The following is a 14142-nucleotide window of genomic DNA, read 5'->3' as shown; positions in this document are numbered from 1 at the left end:
CACCGCAAGCCAGCCCTGCGGTGGGGCGGTGGCCGATCACTGTGCAGCCTTGCCGTGCGCCCGCAGCCAGGTGTTCAGCTCGCCGACTTCCTTGTTCTGCTCGGCGATCGTCTTGGTCGCCATCATGCGAACCTTTGCGTCCTTCGTTTCGCGCAACACAATCTGCGACATGGCAATGCCACCGCGATGATGCTCGACCATTTTGCGGACCCAAGTCTCGGTCGCATCGGCACCCATGGCCGACATCATCTTCTGATGCATCTGCATTTCAGAGGGCGGATAGGGGTTCGCCGGCGTCGGCTGCATCATCTGACCGTGGTTCATGCCAGAATGATCCATGCCCTGCATCTTGGCGATGGCCGGGGCGGCGCCGAGTGCGGCCGCGAGGGCCAGAACAATCATCTTCTTCATCGTGTCGCTCCTGCGTAAACACCCCCACTCACAGGAGAGATACGGGCGCGGCGACCGTATCCCTCACGCCCGTGATCGAATTCAGCGGATCGGCTGAAGGGTATTAACTCCTACGCTCTCATCAGTTTCAGGCGGGGGAGGGGGAACCTGCTTGTCACGATAGGAGGGCAGGTCGGGCGCATTCGCAGGCGTAGGATTTGCCTCGAGCCTGGCAATGGCCCGCTTCATCTGCGTGATCTCACGAACCTGGGCATCGATGATTCCGTCGGCCAGCTTGCGCACCTCGGGGTCTTTGATGTGCGCGCGCTCGCTCGTCAGGATCGCGATCGAGTGGTGCGGGATCATGGCTTTCATCCAGCTCACGTCGTCCACCGTTTCCTGGCTGCGGACGAGCCACAGCGCGAGCGCGAACACCACGATGCTACCCCCGATGATTGCCGCATTCGTCCGCTTGTTCTTGTACATCGACCACATGAAGAGGAGCATGATGATCGCCATCGTGGCGCCCATCACGAACGCCATCCAGAACCGTGTCTGGCTAAATTCGATATGCCCGAGGGCATAGACGTTCACGTACATCAACCCGAACATGACAACGGTCGAGGTCGCCACCATCGCTGCGAAGCGACCGTAGCCCATCTTCATGTCCATCTTGCCTTGGTGGTCATCCATCATGCGACTCCCTGTCTGGAAATATGCCCCCCGGCTTTGCGGCGCGCCCGTCTCGGCCAGCGCATAAAGAGAAGGATCGCGCCCGACACTGCGAAGACGAGACCGCCTGCGGCAAAGGCGTTGAGCCACGGCGTGTTGAACCGCTCGTGCTCGGTCCAATCCATGATGTGGAGGCCCCAGAAGAAGTCGTACAGCCGCCACGTTCCTGTCCGGACCGACGTGAGCCGTCCCGTGTCGGCCGCTACATAGATGCGGGTGGCGTCATCGTCGGCGAACGTGGCACGCCAAGCTGGCAACGCCCCGCGATACTCGGTGCTGGCTCGTTCGACCCGCTCGATGGTGGGCGCAGGCACACCAGCCCCCCGATACGCCTTCTGAGCGATCGTCCTGGCCACCCTGGCATCCAATGGTGGAAGTGGTGCAGCCGTGCGAGCGTCCAGCAGACGGATGTGACCATCCACAAGCTGTGCCTCGACGATCGGTCGCCCGAGCAGCATGCGGTGCTGAAGCTGTCGGACCGGCGCTCCGGCCGACGCGAGCAAGGCAGGCAACGGTGCGAAGCCTTGTGTGCTCGACAGCGCCGGCTCGGCGTTCCGTTCGATCCGGTGATCGCCATGCACGGTGTCGATGGGGAGCAGGCTCATCACAAGGCCGCTGGTGAACCAGACGATCGCCTGCGCGCCGATCAGAAGAGCAAGCCAACGGTGGATCTTGCTCGCTCCGAGGTGGAGGCGAAGGCGGGGGCTCAGAACCAAGTCCTTACGCCGGCGACGAAACTGAAGCCGCCCGTATCGTCGCCCCGCGCCCGCGAGAGGCGCGCGGTGTCGCCGAACTGCCGTTCCCACGATACGCCGATATAGGGCGCGAACTCACGGCGGCCCTCATAGCGAAGCCGCAAACCGGCCTCCAAATCCGTCAGCCCGGAGCCGATCCCGGTCTCCCGCACGTCCTGGGCCGCGAAATTGGCCTCCACCCTGGGCTGGAGAACGAAGTAGTTGGTGATGCGCTGGTCGTAATAGCCCTCGGCGCGGGCGAGCACGTCGCCCTTGTCGGAGAGGAACAGCGCACCCTCGACCTCAAATTGGTAGGGGGCCAGCCCCTCGATCCCGATCGTCGCATAGGTGCGCGACGGGTTCGGCTTGAAATCGTAGCGGACGCCGGCCTGGAGGTTCCAATAGGGATCGAGGGCGTGGCTGTAGAGCGCCTGCACCTCAGCGCTTTCCAGCGACTTGCCGAAGCTGCCTTCACCCTCCGACTTCAACCACAGTCGGTTGATGTCGCCTCCGATCCAAGCCTCGCCATCCCAGCGGTAGCCGTCGCGTCCCTTGCGGGTCTGATATTCCGCGAGATTGAAGAGCACCTGATAGTAGGTCATCCCGCCATGCTCGCGCCGCAGATCGTTCTCGCGCGAGCTGGCCATGGCATCCGCCCCCCAGAAGCGATCGGCGAGATGATCGCCGGACGGCGCGGGAGCGGGCTTGTTGCCCGGAGGAAGGTCGGTCCCGACCTTGGCGCCTGCCTGGCTACCATCCATCGCCATACCGGACATCGCGCTCATGTCATGCCCGGCATGCGGGTCCTGCCCGGCTGCTGACGGGGAACCCATGCCGGGCATAGCGGACATATCGTGCCCCGCGTGCGGGTCCTGGACGGGCGCGGGCTGCTGCTGCCCGCCCATGTCCATGCCCTGCATCCCGCTCATGTCGTGACCGGCGTGCGGATCGGCCGCCGGAGCCTGTGCGGCCGGGGCGCGACGGGGAGCCGTACGTCGAACAGGGGCCTTCCGTTTGGCCGCAGGCTTCGCGGCTGCTTTCCGCGCGGGCTTGGGGGTCGCCTTGGCCGCGGGCTTCGCCGGCATGGTCATCCCCGGCATGTTGTGCATGGAATGATCCATGCTCTGCCCGAACACTGGGCTGGCGACGACTGCCGATGCGAGGCCGACAAGGAGGAGCGACCGCTTCACGCTGCTGCCTCCCCGGCCTTGCGGACCTGGACGACGCGCATCATTCCTGCGTGCATGTGGTAGAGCATGTGGCAGTGGAACGCCCAATCGCCTTCCTCGCCGGTCACGTCCCAGCTCACCGTGCCGCCTGGCTGGACGAGCACCGTATGCTTCCGGGGCGCGTATGCGCCTTTCCCCGTCACCAGATCAAAAAAGTGACCGTGGATGTGAATGGGGTGGCCCATCATTGTGTCGTTGATGAGGGTGACGCGCACCCGCTCGCCGTGCAGCAGGGTGATCGGATCGGGGCTCTCGGACAGCTTCTCGCCATCGAAGCCCCACATGTACCGTTCCATGTTGCCGGTCAGGTGAAGCTTGATCTCGCGCTCGGGTGCCCGCGTGTCGGGATTGCGGTCTAGGGCAACCAGATCGCGATAGGTCAGCACGCGGTGCCCGACATTCTCCAGTCCCTGACCTGGCTCGCCGGTGCGATCGACGGGCATGGCCGAAATGGTCTGGACGCCTGGCCCCTTCTTCACACCCGGGGCCTTCGAAAAATCGCGCATGTTCATGCTGCCCATGTCCATGCCGGCCATCGACTGCCCATCCGTCATGCCCGGCATCGCACCGGACCCGTGATCCATCCCGGCCATCGCGCCACTCTGAGCTTGCGGCGCGGTCATCCCGGCCATGGCGCCAGCAGCAGCGCCGGCCGCGCCATGGTTCATCTGGGAATGGTCCATGCCCTGCATCGAACCGGCACCCGCTCCATGGTCCATCGTGCTGTGGTCCATGCCCGCCATCGATCCGGCCTGCGCGCCCGTCACACCGCTCTCCATGCCCTGCATGGAGCCGTGATCCATGGTGCTCATGTCGTGACCGCCCATGCCCATGTCTTTCATGGTCGCGAGCGGGCGCTTGCGCAGCGGTGGGACTTCAGCCGCCATAAGCGAATGAGCGGCGCAGGCACGGTGCCATTGATGCCGATGGCATGGCTCTGCCGCCCGTCGATCATCATCATCTGATGCGCGACCTTCAGCGTGATGTCGTCGCCCGAGACGGTCGGCAGCGGCTTGGCGATGCCCGCGGACACCGGCTGCGCCCACGCCGGCATATAGGCCGACAGAGCAAGGCCGCTTCCGGCTAGGGTGGCACCGCGCAGCACTTGGCGGCGGTCGAGAACGCGCGACATGAAAGCTCCTCGAAGGTGGGCCGCTACCGGCCCGTTTCACTCCTTCTACGCGTCCCGCACGCCGATCCCTTGTTCGGTGTTCAACTTTTCGAGGAGGCGCGAGCGGGCACGGTAGAGGCGGGTTTCGACAGCCTTCTGGCTGATCCCCAGCACGTCGGCGGTTTCGGCTTGGCTCAAACCCTCGATGGTGCGCAGCACCAGAGCCTCTTTTAGATTCATGGGCAGAGCGGAAATGGCATCTGTTACCCGGTCCAACTCCTGGCGGTCGGCTGCGCCGTCGTCGATCGCCACCTGATCGTCCACCACAGCTTCAGCCCGATGATCGATGGGGGCCGCGAAGGAGAAGAACCGGCGCACCGTGCGCTTTCGCGCCCAGTCACGACACTTGTTGATCGCGATCGTCGAAAGCCACGCCTTCATAGCGCGCTGCCCGTCGTAGCGCGGGAGGGCCTGGTGCGCGGCGACGAACGTCTCCTGCACGAGGTCGAGCGCTTCGTCGGGTTCGCCGACGCATGCCCGCGCGAGCCGGAACACCGGCTGTTGGTAGCGACGCATGATTTCGGCAAAAGCGGCCTGCCGACCGGCGATGCTGAGCGTCGCCAGCTCGCCATCGGACAGTGTGGTCCAATCGAGGCTCACCCCTGGCCGTCGGTGAGCGCCTTCACCACCGCAGCGTCGAATTGGGAGGTTTGATCAGTCCGTAGAAGCTGCCGCATGGCGAAGATGTGGGCCAACGTGGCCTTTTGCAGCTCGCCCATCGCGGCATGGCTCTGATCGACTGCGGCCGTGACCCGCGGGCCGTTGCCGTGCTCGGCCTCGATCGCCTCGGCAAGCCGGGCATTGGTCGCGCGCAACTCCAGCTCGAGAGCGCGCCGTTGCACCGCGAACCGATCCTCCAGAACCTTCAGCTTAGCCTGCTGATCGGCATCGAGCGCGAGCTTGTGGTGCAATACCTCGTGCAGCGCGGCGCCCGGCTGCTTGGGCTGGGGTAACAGCGCACGTCCGACGAACACGCCCCCGATCGCCGCGAGAAAGGCGAGGACGACACACAGAACGATGCGCTTGGTCGAGGTCACGGCTCGCCTATCAGCAAAGTCGAGGGTGCGAGCGGTGAGGCCCCGCCGAGCGGTGCGAGCGACACCGCAGGGCTCGCGGTCGCGGGTAGCTCGGCACCGATCATGCCGATCGCCAATGCCGCAACCGTCACCACACCGATGCCGAGCCCGGCCTGCCGCACGACCGGCCGGGTGCCGATGCGTGCGAGAACACGTGCTTCGACCTCGTCCAGCGCGGCCGGAACCGGTGCTCCCGCCAACCTCGCCAACGCTCTGTCCAGATCATCCATGTTTTCCACTCCGTCCCCTTAACACTGGTTACGCAGCGCTGCCCATCATCCCTCACCCGGCCGCTTGAGGGGTGCGCAATTGCGCCGCGTAGAATGGACAGAACATAATGGAGTACCTCATGCGTCCCGCCAGCCTCCTCGCCGCTCTTGCCATTCTCGGGCTTGCCAGCACTGCCCAAGCTCACCCCAAGCTCCTGTCGGCTTCACCCGCGCCGAACGCGACCGTTGCCAAACCCGCACGTCTCGCGCTTCGGTTCAGCGAGAAGCTGATGCCGAAGTTCTCAGGCGCGGACCTGATGATGACCGCGCATGGCGGTAGCGCGCACCCGCCGATGAAGGTCGCGGCTGCGGCCGGGGTCGCTGATGATGGCCGCACCCTCGTTGTCACGCCGAAGGCACCACTCGCACCGGGCCGCTACAGCGTCGCATGGCATGTCGTCTCGGCCGACACCCACCGCGTCGCTGGCAACTTCGCGTTCGCGGTAAAGTAAAAGTGGACACCGACTGGCCGCTGATCGCGGTCCGCTTCGCGCTCTATGTGACGCTGAGCGGACTGTTCGGCCTGTCGGCTTTCAGCCTTTATGGCCTCAAGGCCGGCGAGCGCGCCGACGCGATTGCGTTGCGCCCCTGGCTCGTCGGAAGCGGCGTGCTCGGCCTCCTGTTCTCCGGGATCGCCCTTGCGCTGCTCGCGGCATCGATGGCCGGGGCGCCGCCCTGGCCGATCGATCAGGAGGCGATCGGGATGCTCCTCTCCGGGTCCGCAATGGGCACAGCGTGGGAAGTGCGCGTGGCTGCGCTCGCGGTGGCCTCGATCGCGGCTCTCGTTGCAGCCGGTCGCCCGGTGTTGCTCGGCTTGGTGGCGTTCGCCGCGGCCGTGGCGCTCGCAACACTTGCCTGGACGGGGCACGGCGCGATGGACGAGGGCACCATTGGCTGGGTACATCTGGGCGCCGACATTCTCCACCTGCTTGCCGGCGGAGCGTGGGCGGGAGCGCTGCTTGGGCTTGGGCTTCTCGTCGCCCGGCCGGTCCGCCGCGTCGACGCCGCCCATCTGGCGCTCACGCACCGCGCACTGCAGGGGTTCGGCTTGGTGGGCACGATCCTGGTCGGCACGATCGCCGTCACCGGTATGGTCAATGCCTGGTTGCTGGTCGGCCTTGCCAATCTGCCGAACGTCACAGCTACGGTCTACGGCCAGCTTCTGATCGCCAAGCTCGCCCTCTTCGGCGCGATGCTCGCGCTTGCGTCGTTCAACCGCTTTCGGCTTACGCCGGCGTTCGAGCGCTCGATCACCGCGGTCGATCATCATGGCGCGCTTCGCGGCCTGCGGCGCAGCCTCGCAGTTGAGGCGAGCTGCGCAGTGGCGATCCTGGCGCTCGTCGCATGGCTGGGAACACTCGAACCGCCTGCTTCGGCGATGTGAGGGGCGGGCGGCCGAATGCCGCCCGCCTCGCCGCTCAGGCGGCCATCTTCTCGCATTCCTCGGCGCAACGGTTACAGGCCGCGACGCAATCCTCCATGCCGGCGAGCCCTTCGCAACTCGCCGCGCACGCCCGGCAAATCTCGGCGCACTCGCGGCAGATATGACGATGGTGTTCGGATTTGCGGGCCATGAAGTCGATCGCGACTGCGCAAATCTGCGCGCAATCGGCCATAATTTTCATGTGCTGCGGCTCGGCGTGCTTCCCACCTGCCTCAAGGCAGTGGTTCATCGCCATATAAAGACAGGTGATATGGCATTCGTGGCAGGCGTCCATGCACGCCTTCATCGCTGGGTCCATCTGATGCATCGGTCATTCTCCGTCTTATCCCCGCCCTAAAGGAGATACGCGCCAGATCGCACTTTCCCTCGCCTGCTTGGCCCTTTTCGAGGGGCAACGCCTTCGGCCGCGTAGCTCATATTAGGCGGCTTGGCCGCACGGTCGCGGGTTAAGCTCGACCTGGCCTTGACCCTGACACGGTGTCAGACCCTACATGCCTCCGGGTCGAAGGAGTTACGCCATGAACGATCCTCATTCTCATGCCCATACCGGGGGTTGCGGCTGCTCAGCAAAGTCAGCCGAGCCGGCTGCCGAGCCCGCTTCATGCTGCTCTGGGGCCTCTACCGCGTCAGTGCCAGTCGAACAGGCCGGCAAAATGGGTGGCTGCTGTTCGGGACCCAAGGTGCCCGGCGACGCGACCAAGGTAACGGACCCGGTGTGCGGCATGACGGTCGATCCAGCGAAAACGGCGCACCATGCCGAGCACGCCGGCCATGAATATCATTTTTGCAGCGCCGGGTGCCGGACCAAGTTCTTGGCTGATCCGAACGCCTATCTCGGCGATAAGCCAAAACCTGAGCCAACAGCGACGCCAGGGGCGATGTGGACGTGCCCGATGCACCCGCAAGTCCGCCAGGAAGGGCCGGGGACGTGCCCTATCTGCGGCATGGCGCTCGAGCCCGAAGAACCGTCGCTCGACGACACACCCAACCCCGAGCTGGTCGATTTCACACGCCGGCTGTGGGTGGCCGGCGCACTGACGATCCCGCTCCTCGTCGTTTCGATGTTTGCCGAGATGCTCGGCATCAATGTCGTCAGCCCCACGGTCTCGCCGTGGGTCCAGCTCGCGCTAACCGCACCGATCGTGCTGTGGGCGGGCTTGCCGTTTTTCGAGCGAGGGTGGACCTCGATCCGCACCCGCCATCTCAATATGTTCACGCTGATCGCAATCGGGGTCGGCGCGGCCTTCCTCTACAGCGTGGTCGCGACGCTCGCGCCAGGCCTGTTCCCCGCGACGTTCCGGATGCACGGTGGGATGGTTCCGGTCTATTACGAGGCGGCCGGCGTCGTGGTGACGCTGGTGCTGCTCGGGCAAGTGCTCGAGCTGCGCGCCAGGGCGGCAACCGGGCGCGCGATCCGAGCCCTCCTGGATCTCGCTCCCAAGACAGCTCGGCGGCTGCGGACTGACGGCTCCGAGGAAGAGGTCGGTCTTGCTGACGTCGCCGCTGGCGATCGGCTGCGGGTCCGTCCCGGCGAAGCGATTCCGGTCGATGGCGTGGTGGTCGAAGGCCGTTCGTCGGTCGATGAATCCATGCTCACCGGCGAACCCGCGCCAGTCCTCAAGGGCGTCGAAGCGGCTGTCACCGGGGGAACGGTGAACGGCACGGGCAGCCTGGTCATGGAAGCTCGCGCGGTCGGCTCGGATACGATGCTGGCGCGGATCGTCCGCATGGTCGCGGAAGCGCAGCGGAGCCGCGCCCCTATTCAGGCGGTCGCCGATCGGGTTTCGGGATGGTTCGTACCGCTGGTCGTGCTGATCTCGGTGGTGACGTTCGTGGTATGGTCGCTAGTCGGCCCTGAGCCGCGCATGGGCCATGCCCTGCTCAACGCTATCGCCGTGCTGGTCATCGCCTGTCCGTGCGCGCTCGGGCTCGCCACACCCATGTCGATCATGGTCGGCACCGGGCGGGGCGCGACAGCCGGGGTGCTGGTCAAGAATGCGGAAGCCTTACAGGGGTTAGAGAAGGTTGATACGCTCGTCATCGACAAGACGGGCACGCTCACGGAAGGCAAGCCTAAGCTGGTCGCGATCGAGACTGTCGGCGCAGTCGCGGAAAACGACATGCTCGCGCTTGCCGCGGCCGTCGAAGGACAATCCGAACACCCGCTCGCTCACGCGATCGTCGTTGCCGCTAAAGAGCGGGCATTGCAGCTCCGCACGGTAGCGGACTTCGCCTCGCAAACCGGCCTGGGTGTCAGCGCCACGGTCGACGGCCGCTCGGTCGTCATCGGCAATGCCGCGCAAATGAGCCGGATCGGCGCTGATCCCAAGCCGGTCGATGCCGCGGCTGATCGTCATCGTAGCGAGGGCGCAGGTGTCATCCTGGTCGCGATCGATGGGGCGCTCGCTGGCTTGCTGGCGGTCGCCGACCCGGTGCGGGCATCGGCACGCGACGCCATTGCCGCACTTCGCAAAGAGGGCTTGCGCGTCGTCATGCTCACCGGCGACAATCGTGGGACCGCGGATGCGGTCGCGCGCGCGGTAGGCGGTCTCGATGACGTGCGCGCCGATCTGCGGCCGGAAGACAAAGCGCGCATCATAGGCGAGCTGAAGGCAAGCGGCGCCAAGGTCGCGATGGCCGGCGACGGCATCAATGACGCCCCGGCGCTTGCCGCTGCGGACGTGGGCCTGGCGATGGGCACGGGAACGGACGTGGCGATCGAAAGCGCCGGCATGACGCTCACGCGCGGCGATTTGTCGGCGATCGTTCGGGCGCGCAAGCTCGCACACGCAACGATGCGCAACATCCGCCAGAACCTGTTCTTCTCGTTCTTGTTCAACGGCATCGGCGTGCCGGTTGCGGCCGGGGTGCTTTACCCCGTCGCCGGCATTCTGCTCTCGCCGATGCTAGCCGGTGCGGCGATGGCGCTCTCGTCTTTCACTGTCGTTCTGAACGCGCTGCGGCTCAACGCGGTGAAGTTGTGAACATCGGAGCGGCGTCGGACGCCAGCGGCGTCTCCCAGCGCATGATCCGCCACTATGAGAAGATCGGGCTCGTTCCCGCACCGCCACGGCGCGGGAGTGGGTATCGCGACTATAGCGAAGCGGACGTTCATCGGCTGCGCTTCATCGCCAACGCACGCGATTTGGGATTCCCTATCGATGACATTCGAGCGCTCCTCGGCCTCTGGTCGGACCGGGAGCGATCTAGTGCGGACGTGAAGACGGTAGCTGAGGCTAGGGTTGCCGAGCTTGCCCGGAAGATCGAGACCCTCGAAGGCATGCGGCGTTCGCTCGTGTATCTCGCGGGATCGTGCCACGGTGAGGATCGTCCAGACTGCCCGATCCTCGATCGCCTTGATGGAAGCGGGCGTTGAGATGTTGAACCGGAACCGGCGTGATAGTCCGATTTACGCCTTGGAACCCGGCAGAGGTCCGTCTCGCTTCGACCTCGACCCATGCTTTACCGTGTCTCGCAAGGCCGCGTTGGCGAGGGCAGGGTAATTCGAAAAAAGAGCAGCCCGTCCACGGACCCCATCCACCGTACGTCTCATCCCTTCGCAATCGTCGCTAGATGTAGCGGCTCGCAATGATGATCGCCCGGAACTGCAATAGAGGGGGCTTTCGCGCTTGAATTATGTGAGACGCTGGCGATCAGCCGGCGCACGTTCGGTGAGACGCAAATCACATTCGATGCGACGGACGCGAGATGTTCACCGAGCGGCGCGGGATCGCGGACACGGCGGTCAAAGCGGTAATCCTGCCGCGCGCATATCGTCGGTCAGCTCGCGCGCACGAGCCGGATCAAGCCCGCCCCGGAGCAGTTGCCGTATCTCCGCCGGCTTGGCGTCGAACTGGTCCGCCAGGCTCTTCGTATCGTAGCCGTGGCGGGTAAGCTGGGGTTCGAGGTCGTCAATCTGGCGTGACAGCACACCCTCTACGGTAGCGGCATCGATCGGTTTCACGCTGGCCTCGAACCCGGCTTCGAACGCGCGCACGAGATGGCGGCCGATCTGGAGCGGTGTCTTAAGCTTGGCGGCGAGCAGGATCGCGGCGTCTTCGGTCAGCACGGCATCGGGTTCTATCCCCGGCGACAGTGCGGTGCGCAGCGCCCAGTCGATATAGTCGCGCTGCCGATCGCGCAGGCCGCCAAACTCGAACACGGTCGTCCGGTCGCCGATTTCCTCCATCAGCGGGCGTTTCAGGTCGTTGCGCAGCTTCGGATGGCCGACGAGGATCACGGCCAGTTGACCGCCGCCCTCGGTGACAAGCTCAACGAGGCGCTTGAGCGCGGTCAGCGTCTTTGGGTGGAGGTCGTGGGCGTCGTCGACGAACAGCGCGACCGGTCGCTTGGCCTTGCGAAACAGCTCCTGCAAATCGCGTTCGCGCCGTTCCGATTGGCTTGGGATCGAGACGGTCTTCTCAGACGAAAGATCATAGAACAGCGCTGCAACCAGCAGCGGCACCGATATCTTGGCCTTTTCCAGGCTGAGCGCGCGCGAGACGATCACACGGCCCTCGCGCTCTAGTTCTTCGCGCAGTCGCCGCGTCAGCACGGTCTTGCCCGAGCCGATGGTGGCCGTAAGCGCGATCAGGCGACCACCTGTGATCGCGGTCTTCAGATCATGGGTAAGCTGGGCATGATGCTCGGTCTCGAAGAAGCCGAGATCGACCGGGGGCCGGGCCAGCCCGTAATAGCGCATCACCTCGGTCTGCATCAGCCGCTCCGTCTGTGGCCGGGCGGGAATCGCCTGCGGATTTCATCCATCACTTCGGGCCGGGACAGCGTGCGCGCGAGCAACGCGTCGATGAAGGCGCGGTCCTCTTCGCAAAGGCCGCCAAGCGGCAGGCGCAGTTCCTCGGATATGGCGAAGCGTGCCTTGAGCGGCGTGGCGAAGGTGAGTTCGGCGAACGGATCTGGATCGGCGAATGGCCGGGCCGGCACAGGTGCGATCCCATCGGTGGGCTTGCGACCGATCACCACGATGTCGTCCTCGCCCGTCAAGACCGAGCGAGGGATTCCGATCTTCGTCGCCAGCGCATCGACGCGATCCGCGCGGACCTCGCGCCGGCTCTTGCGATGCTTGCGATAGCGATGCAGCGGCACCGGCCCTCCGACCGGATCGAACGGGCCGTATCGGTCATCGCCATGCTCGACCCATAGCTCCTGGTCGAACAGCCCCCACCAGACGACAACCGTTTCGCCGGCCACTTCGGACGTGACCTCATAGGTAACGCCGGCGACGGTCAGCCGGCAGTCGAGGCCGACCTTGCGGCGCTCTGGCTCGCGCGCGAATGCGCAATAGCGCTCCCAACTGCACATGGCGCAAATGCCGCCATCGGGCAGGTGGCCGAGCCAGTCGTCGATCCGAGAATGCGGCTCGCGACGATGGTCGCCGCTGTTGTAGGTGGCGATGTAGCGCGCCAGCCAGCGATTGGCCTCCTCCTCGCTGGCGGGTTCGTGAAAGTGGTACAGCGTCTCGTGCGCTTCCTTGACAGTGCGGAACGGGCGCTCGACTTTCCCCTTGGCGCGCGCGGTCGTGCGGCGTCCGTCCGACCCTGCTGGCATGTGCGGAGTGACGGTAATCCCGAGACATTCCATGACCCCCTTGAACACGCTCGATTTGCCGACCGGGCCGCCATCGAGCTGGATGTTCTCCGGAATACCTCCAAACGGATTGTCCTCCTTTGGTGCCATCGCACGGAACAGGAAGCGCAGCGCCGCCTCGGCATCCTCCCCATAGACGAGCGCATATTCCTGGTAGACGACGCCCGACCGGTCATCGACCACCGAGAACAGCATCAACGTAGGCGCGCCATTACGATCGGGATCGATCCAGGTCGGGGCCTTCAACTGCTTGAGATCCGACGGGCTCATGTCGAAATGCCAGAGCATGTTGGCGCGTTCGGCCTGATAGCGCACCGCAGCCGGCTCGCGCGTCATCCGCTCGGTGTCGTATCCCCGTTGCCGCATGTGCCGGTTGAGTGTCGAGGCAGCCAACCGACCTGCCGGCAGCTTCACCAGACCGCGATCGGGGGTCTCGACACCGTGTTCGGTGACGATTTCGAGGATACGCTTCGTCGAGAGACGACGGCCTTGACGGTTGGTCGTGCGGCTCTTCATCGCCGCAACGACCTCACACCACCATTCGATCTCGCCGGCAGGCATGGTGCGCGACAGGCCACGATCGGCACGGTGTGCGTCCTTCGGCCTTCGCTCGCCGCGCAACAGCCGGTAGAGCGTAGCGCGGCTGATGTCGTAGAGTTCGGCGGTCGATGTCATCAGCGGCTGCCGCTCGGGATGCCTTGCCGGCAATGCCGCCAAACGACGTCGGAGCGTCACGATCGCCTCGATGGGGACCGTGACGCCCGCGCTCATTATGCAGCCTGGCTTTGCGGTTGCCGAGTGGGACCCGCATCGAGCAACGCCTGCCCCGGCGCCTTGGGGGTGCCGTCGCCGTTGACATAGACATACAGGGTCGTGGTCGTGATCCCGAGCCGCTTAGCGACATCAGCCGCGACGACACCTCGATCGGACATCGCCGCCATCGCCATCGTCAGCGTCGCCCGGTTCATCTTGCGCGGCCGACCGCCCATGCGACCGCGCGCGCGCGCCGCAGCAAGGCCGGCATGGGTACGCTCGGCGATCAACTCGCGCTCGAACTCGGCGAACGCCGCGAAGATGCCGAAAGCGAGACGGCCATTGGCAGACGTCGTGTCGATCTGCGCGCCGGCACCTGCCAGCACCTTCAACCCGATCCCGCGCGACCGGAGATCCTCCGCCGTCGTCACCAGATGGCGCAGATCGCGGCCGAGGCGGTCCAGCTTCCAGATGACGAGCGTGTTGCCCGGCTGAAGCGCCTTCAGGCAGGCGGTCAGGCCAGGCCGCGCATCGTGGCGACCCGATGCCATATCCTCATAGATGCGCGACGGATCAATGCCGGCCGCGAACAGCGCGTCGCGCTGCGGCTCCAGCGTTTGCGTGCCGTCCGACTTGGACACTCGGATATAGCCAATGAGCAATGCGTACCCCGCCAGAAAAGACTACCGGCATGGTGCAAGATGGCGCTGGTTTTCACAACGGGTTTTCTTGCTCTT

16 protein-coding genes and 1 pseudogene are annotated in these 14142 nt (G+C 65.3%); 4 read left to right on the top strand and 13 right to left on the bottom strand.

The annotated features are described in order from the left end of the window. Positions 1 to 36: 36 nt before the first annotated feature. From QMG56_RS14640 to QMG56_RS14605, 9 genes and pseudogenes are all read right to left on the bottom strand, one after another. The gene (locus QMG56_RS14640) at positions 37 to 411 is read right to left on the bottom strand and encodes a DUF305 domain-containing protein (RefSeq protein WP_281823016.1); all 375 of its coding nucleotides are present in this window, start codon (positions 409 to 411) and stop codon (positions 37 to 39) included. Between the two features lie 81 nt (positions 412 to 492). Continuing rightward, a complete protein-coding gene (locus QMG56_RS14635) occupies positions 493 to 1083 on the bottom strand; it encodes a DUF305 domain-containing protein (protein ID WP_203234455.1) in 591 nt (196 codons plus the stop codon). Continuing rightward, the gene (locus tag QMG56_RS14630; RefSeq protein WP_281823015.1) at positions 1083 to 1838 is read right to left on the bottom strand and encodes a PepSY domain-containing protein; all 756 of its coding nucleotides are present in this window, start codon (positions 1836 to 1838) and stop codon (positions 1083 to 1085) included. Before QMG56_RS14630 ends, QMG56_RS14635 begins: the two co-directional genes overlap by 1 nt. Then, positions 1829 to 2977 carry a copper resistance protein B gene (locus QMG56_RS14625; protein ID WP_375713707.1) on the bottom strand — a complete coding sequence of 383 codons (1149 nt, stop codon included), beginning with the start codon at positions 2975 to 2977 and terminating at the stop codon, positions 1829 to 1831. The genes QMG56_RS14630 and QMG56_RS14625 overlap by 10 nt, the downstream gene beginning before the upstream one ends. A 65-nt stretch (positions 2978 to 3042) precedes the next feature. Then, positions 3043 to 3972 (bottom strand): annotated as a pseudogene (locus QMG56_RS14620) (multicopper oxidase domain-containing protein); the annotation flags it as partial. Next, on the bottom strand, positions 3924 to 4217 hold the full coding sequence (locus QMG56_RS23500) for a twin-arginine translocation signal domain-containing protein (protein WP_375713703.1): 294 nt from the start codon (positions 4215 to 4217) through the stop codon (positions 3924 to 3926). The pseudogene QMG56_RS14620 and the gene QMG56_RS23500, both read right to left, overlap by 49 nt. Positions 4218 to 4262: 45 nt before the next feature. Then, positions 4263 to 4856: an RNA polymerase sigma factor gene (locus QMG56_RS14615; RefSeq protein ID WP_281823014.1), complete on the bottom strand. Its 594-nt coding sequence runs from the start codon at positions 4854 to 4856 to the stop codon at positions 4263 to 4265. Beyond that, on the bottom strand, positions 4853 to 5293 hold the full coding sequence (locus tag QMG56_RS14610; RefSeq protein WP_281823013.1) for a periplasmic heavy metal sensor: 441 nt from the start codon (positions 5291 to 5293) through the stop codon (positions 4853 to 4855). The genes QMG56_RS14615 and QMG56_RS14610 overlap by 4 nt, the downstream gene beginning before the upstream one ends. Further along, positions 5290 to 5562 (bottom strand): hypothetical protein, encoded by a 273-nt coding sequence (locus QMG56_RS14605; RefSeq protein WP_281823047.1) that lies wholly within the window; start codon positions 5560 to 5562, stop codon positions 5290 to 5292. The genes QMG56_RS14610 and QMG56_RS14605 overlap by 4 nt, the downstream gene beginning before the upstream one ends. 119 nt (positions 5563 to 5681) lie before the next feature. On the opposite strand from QMG56_RS14605, the gene copC reads away from it, so the two are divergent. Both copC and copD read left to right on the top strand, forming a co-directional pair. Then, a complete protein-coding gene (copC, locus tag QMG56_RS14600) occupies positions 5682 to 6053 on the top strand; it encodes a copper homeostasis periplasmic binding protein CopC (protein WP_056769094.1) in 372 nt (123 codons plus the stop codon). Further along, positions 5990 to 6985, top strand: coding sequence for a copper homeostasis membrane protein CopD (gene copD, locus QMG56_RS14595; RefSeq protein ID WP_281823012.1), 996 nt, complete (start codon positions 5990 to 5992; stop codon positions 6983 to 6985). Before copC ends, copD begins: the two co-directional genes overlap by 64 nt. A 34-nt stretch (positions 6986 to 7019) precedes the next feature. On the opposite strand, the gene QMG56_RS14590 is transcribed toward copD, so the two are convergent. Further along, a complete protein-coding gene (locus QMG56_RS14590; protein ID WP_145147227.1) occupies positions 7020 to 7352 on the bottom strand; it encodes a four-helix bundle copper-binding protein in 333 nt (110 codons plus the stop codon). A 415-nt stretch (positions 7353 to 7767) separates the two neighbouring features. On the opposite strand from QMG56_RS14590, the gene QMG56_RS14585 reads away from it, so the two are divergent. Together QMG56_RS14585 and cueR are read left to right on the top strand one after the other, a co-directional pair. After that, positions 7768 to 10029: a heavy metal translocating P-type ATPase gene (locus QMG56_RS14585; RefSeq protein WP_375713702.1), complete on the top strand. Its 2262-nt coding sequence runs from the start codon at positions 7768 to 7770 to the stop codon at positions 10027 to 10029. Continuing rightward, on the top strand, positions 10026 to 10421 hold the full coding sequence (cueR, locus tag QMG56_RS14580; RefSeq protein ID WP_145147225.1) for a Cu(I)-responsive transcriptional regulator: 396 nt from the start codon (positions 10026 to 10028) through the stop codon (positions 10419 to 10421). The genes QMG56_RS14585 and cueR overlap by 4 nt, the downstream gene beginning before the upstream one ends. Positions 10422 to 10790: 369 nt before the next feature. Here cueR and QMG56_RS14575 read toward each other — a convergent pair whose 3' ends face one another. From QMG56_RS14575 to QMG56_RS14565, 3 genes are read right to left on the bottom strand one after another with little or no spacing between them, the layout of a single operon-like run. Then, on the bottom strand, positions 10791 to 11762 hold the full coding sequence (locus tag QMG56_RS14575) for an ExeA family protein (RefSeq protein WP_008830441.1): 972 nt from the start codon (positions 11760 to 11762) through the stop codon (positions 10791 to 10793). Then, the gene (locus tag QMG56_RS14570; RefSeq protein ID WP_008830442.1) at positions 11762 to 13423 is read right to left on the bottom strand and encodes an IS481 family transposase; all 1662 of its coding nucleotides are present in this window, start codon (positions 13421 to 13423) and stop codon (positions 11762 to 11764) included. The genes QMG56_RS14575 and QMG56_RS14570 overlap by 1 nt, the downstream gene beginning before the upstream one ends. Next, a complete protein-coding gene (locus QMG56_RS14565; protein WP_037519505.1) occupies positions 13423 to 14067 on the bottom strand; it encodes a recombinase family protein in 645 nt (214 codons plus the stop codon). The genes QMG56_RS14570 and QMG56_RS14565 overlap by 1 nt, the downstream gene beginning before the upstream one ends. Between the last annotated feature and the right edge of the window lie 75 nt (positions 14068 to 14142).

The organism is Sphingobium sp. BS19 (assembly GCF_027925545.1).
GTDB lineage: Bacteria > Pseudomonadota > Alphaproteobacteria > Sphingomonadales > Sphingomonadaceae > Sphingobium.
Note: the sequence above shows the minus strand (reverse complement) of the source record. Positions and strands in the feature narration are given on the sequence as shown.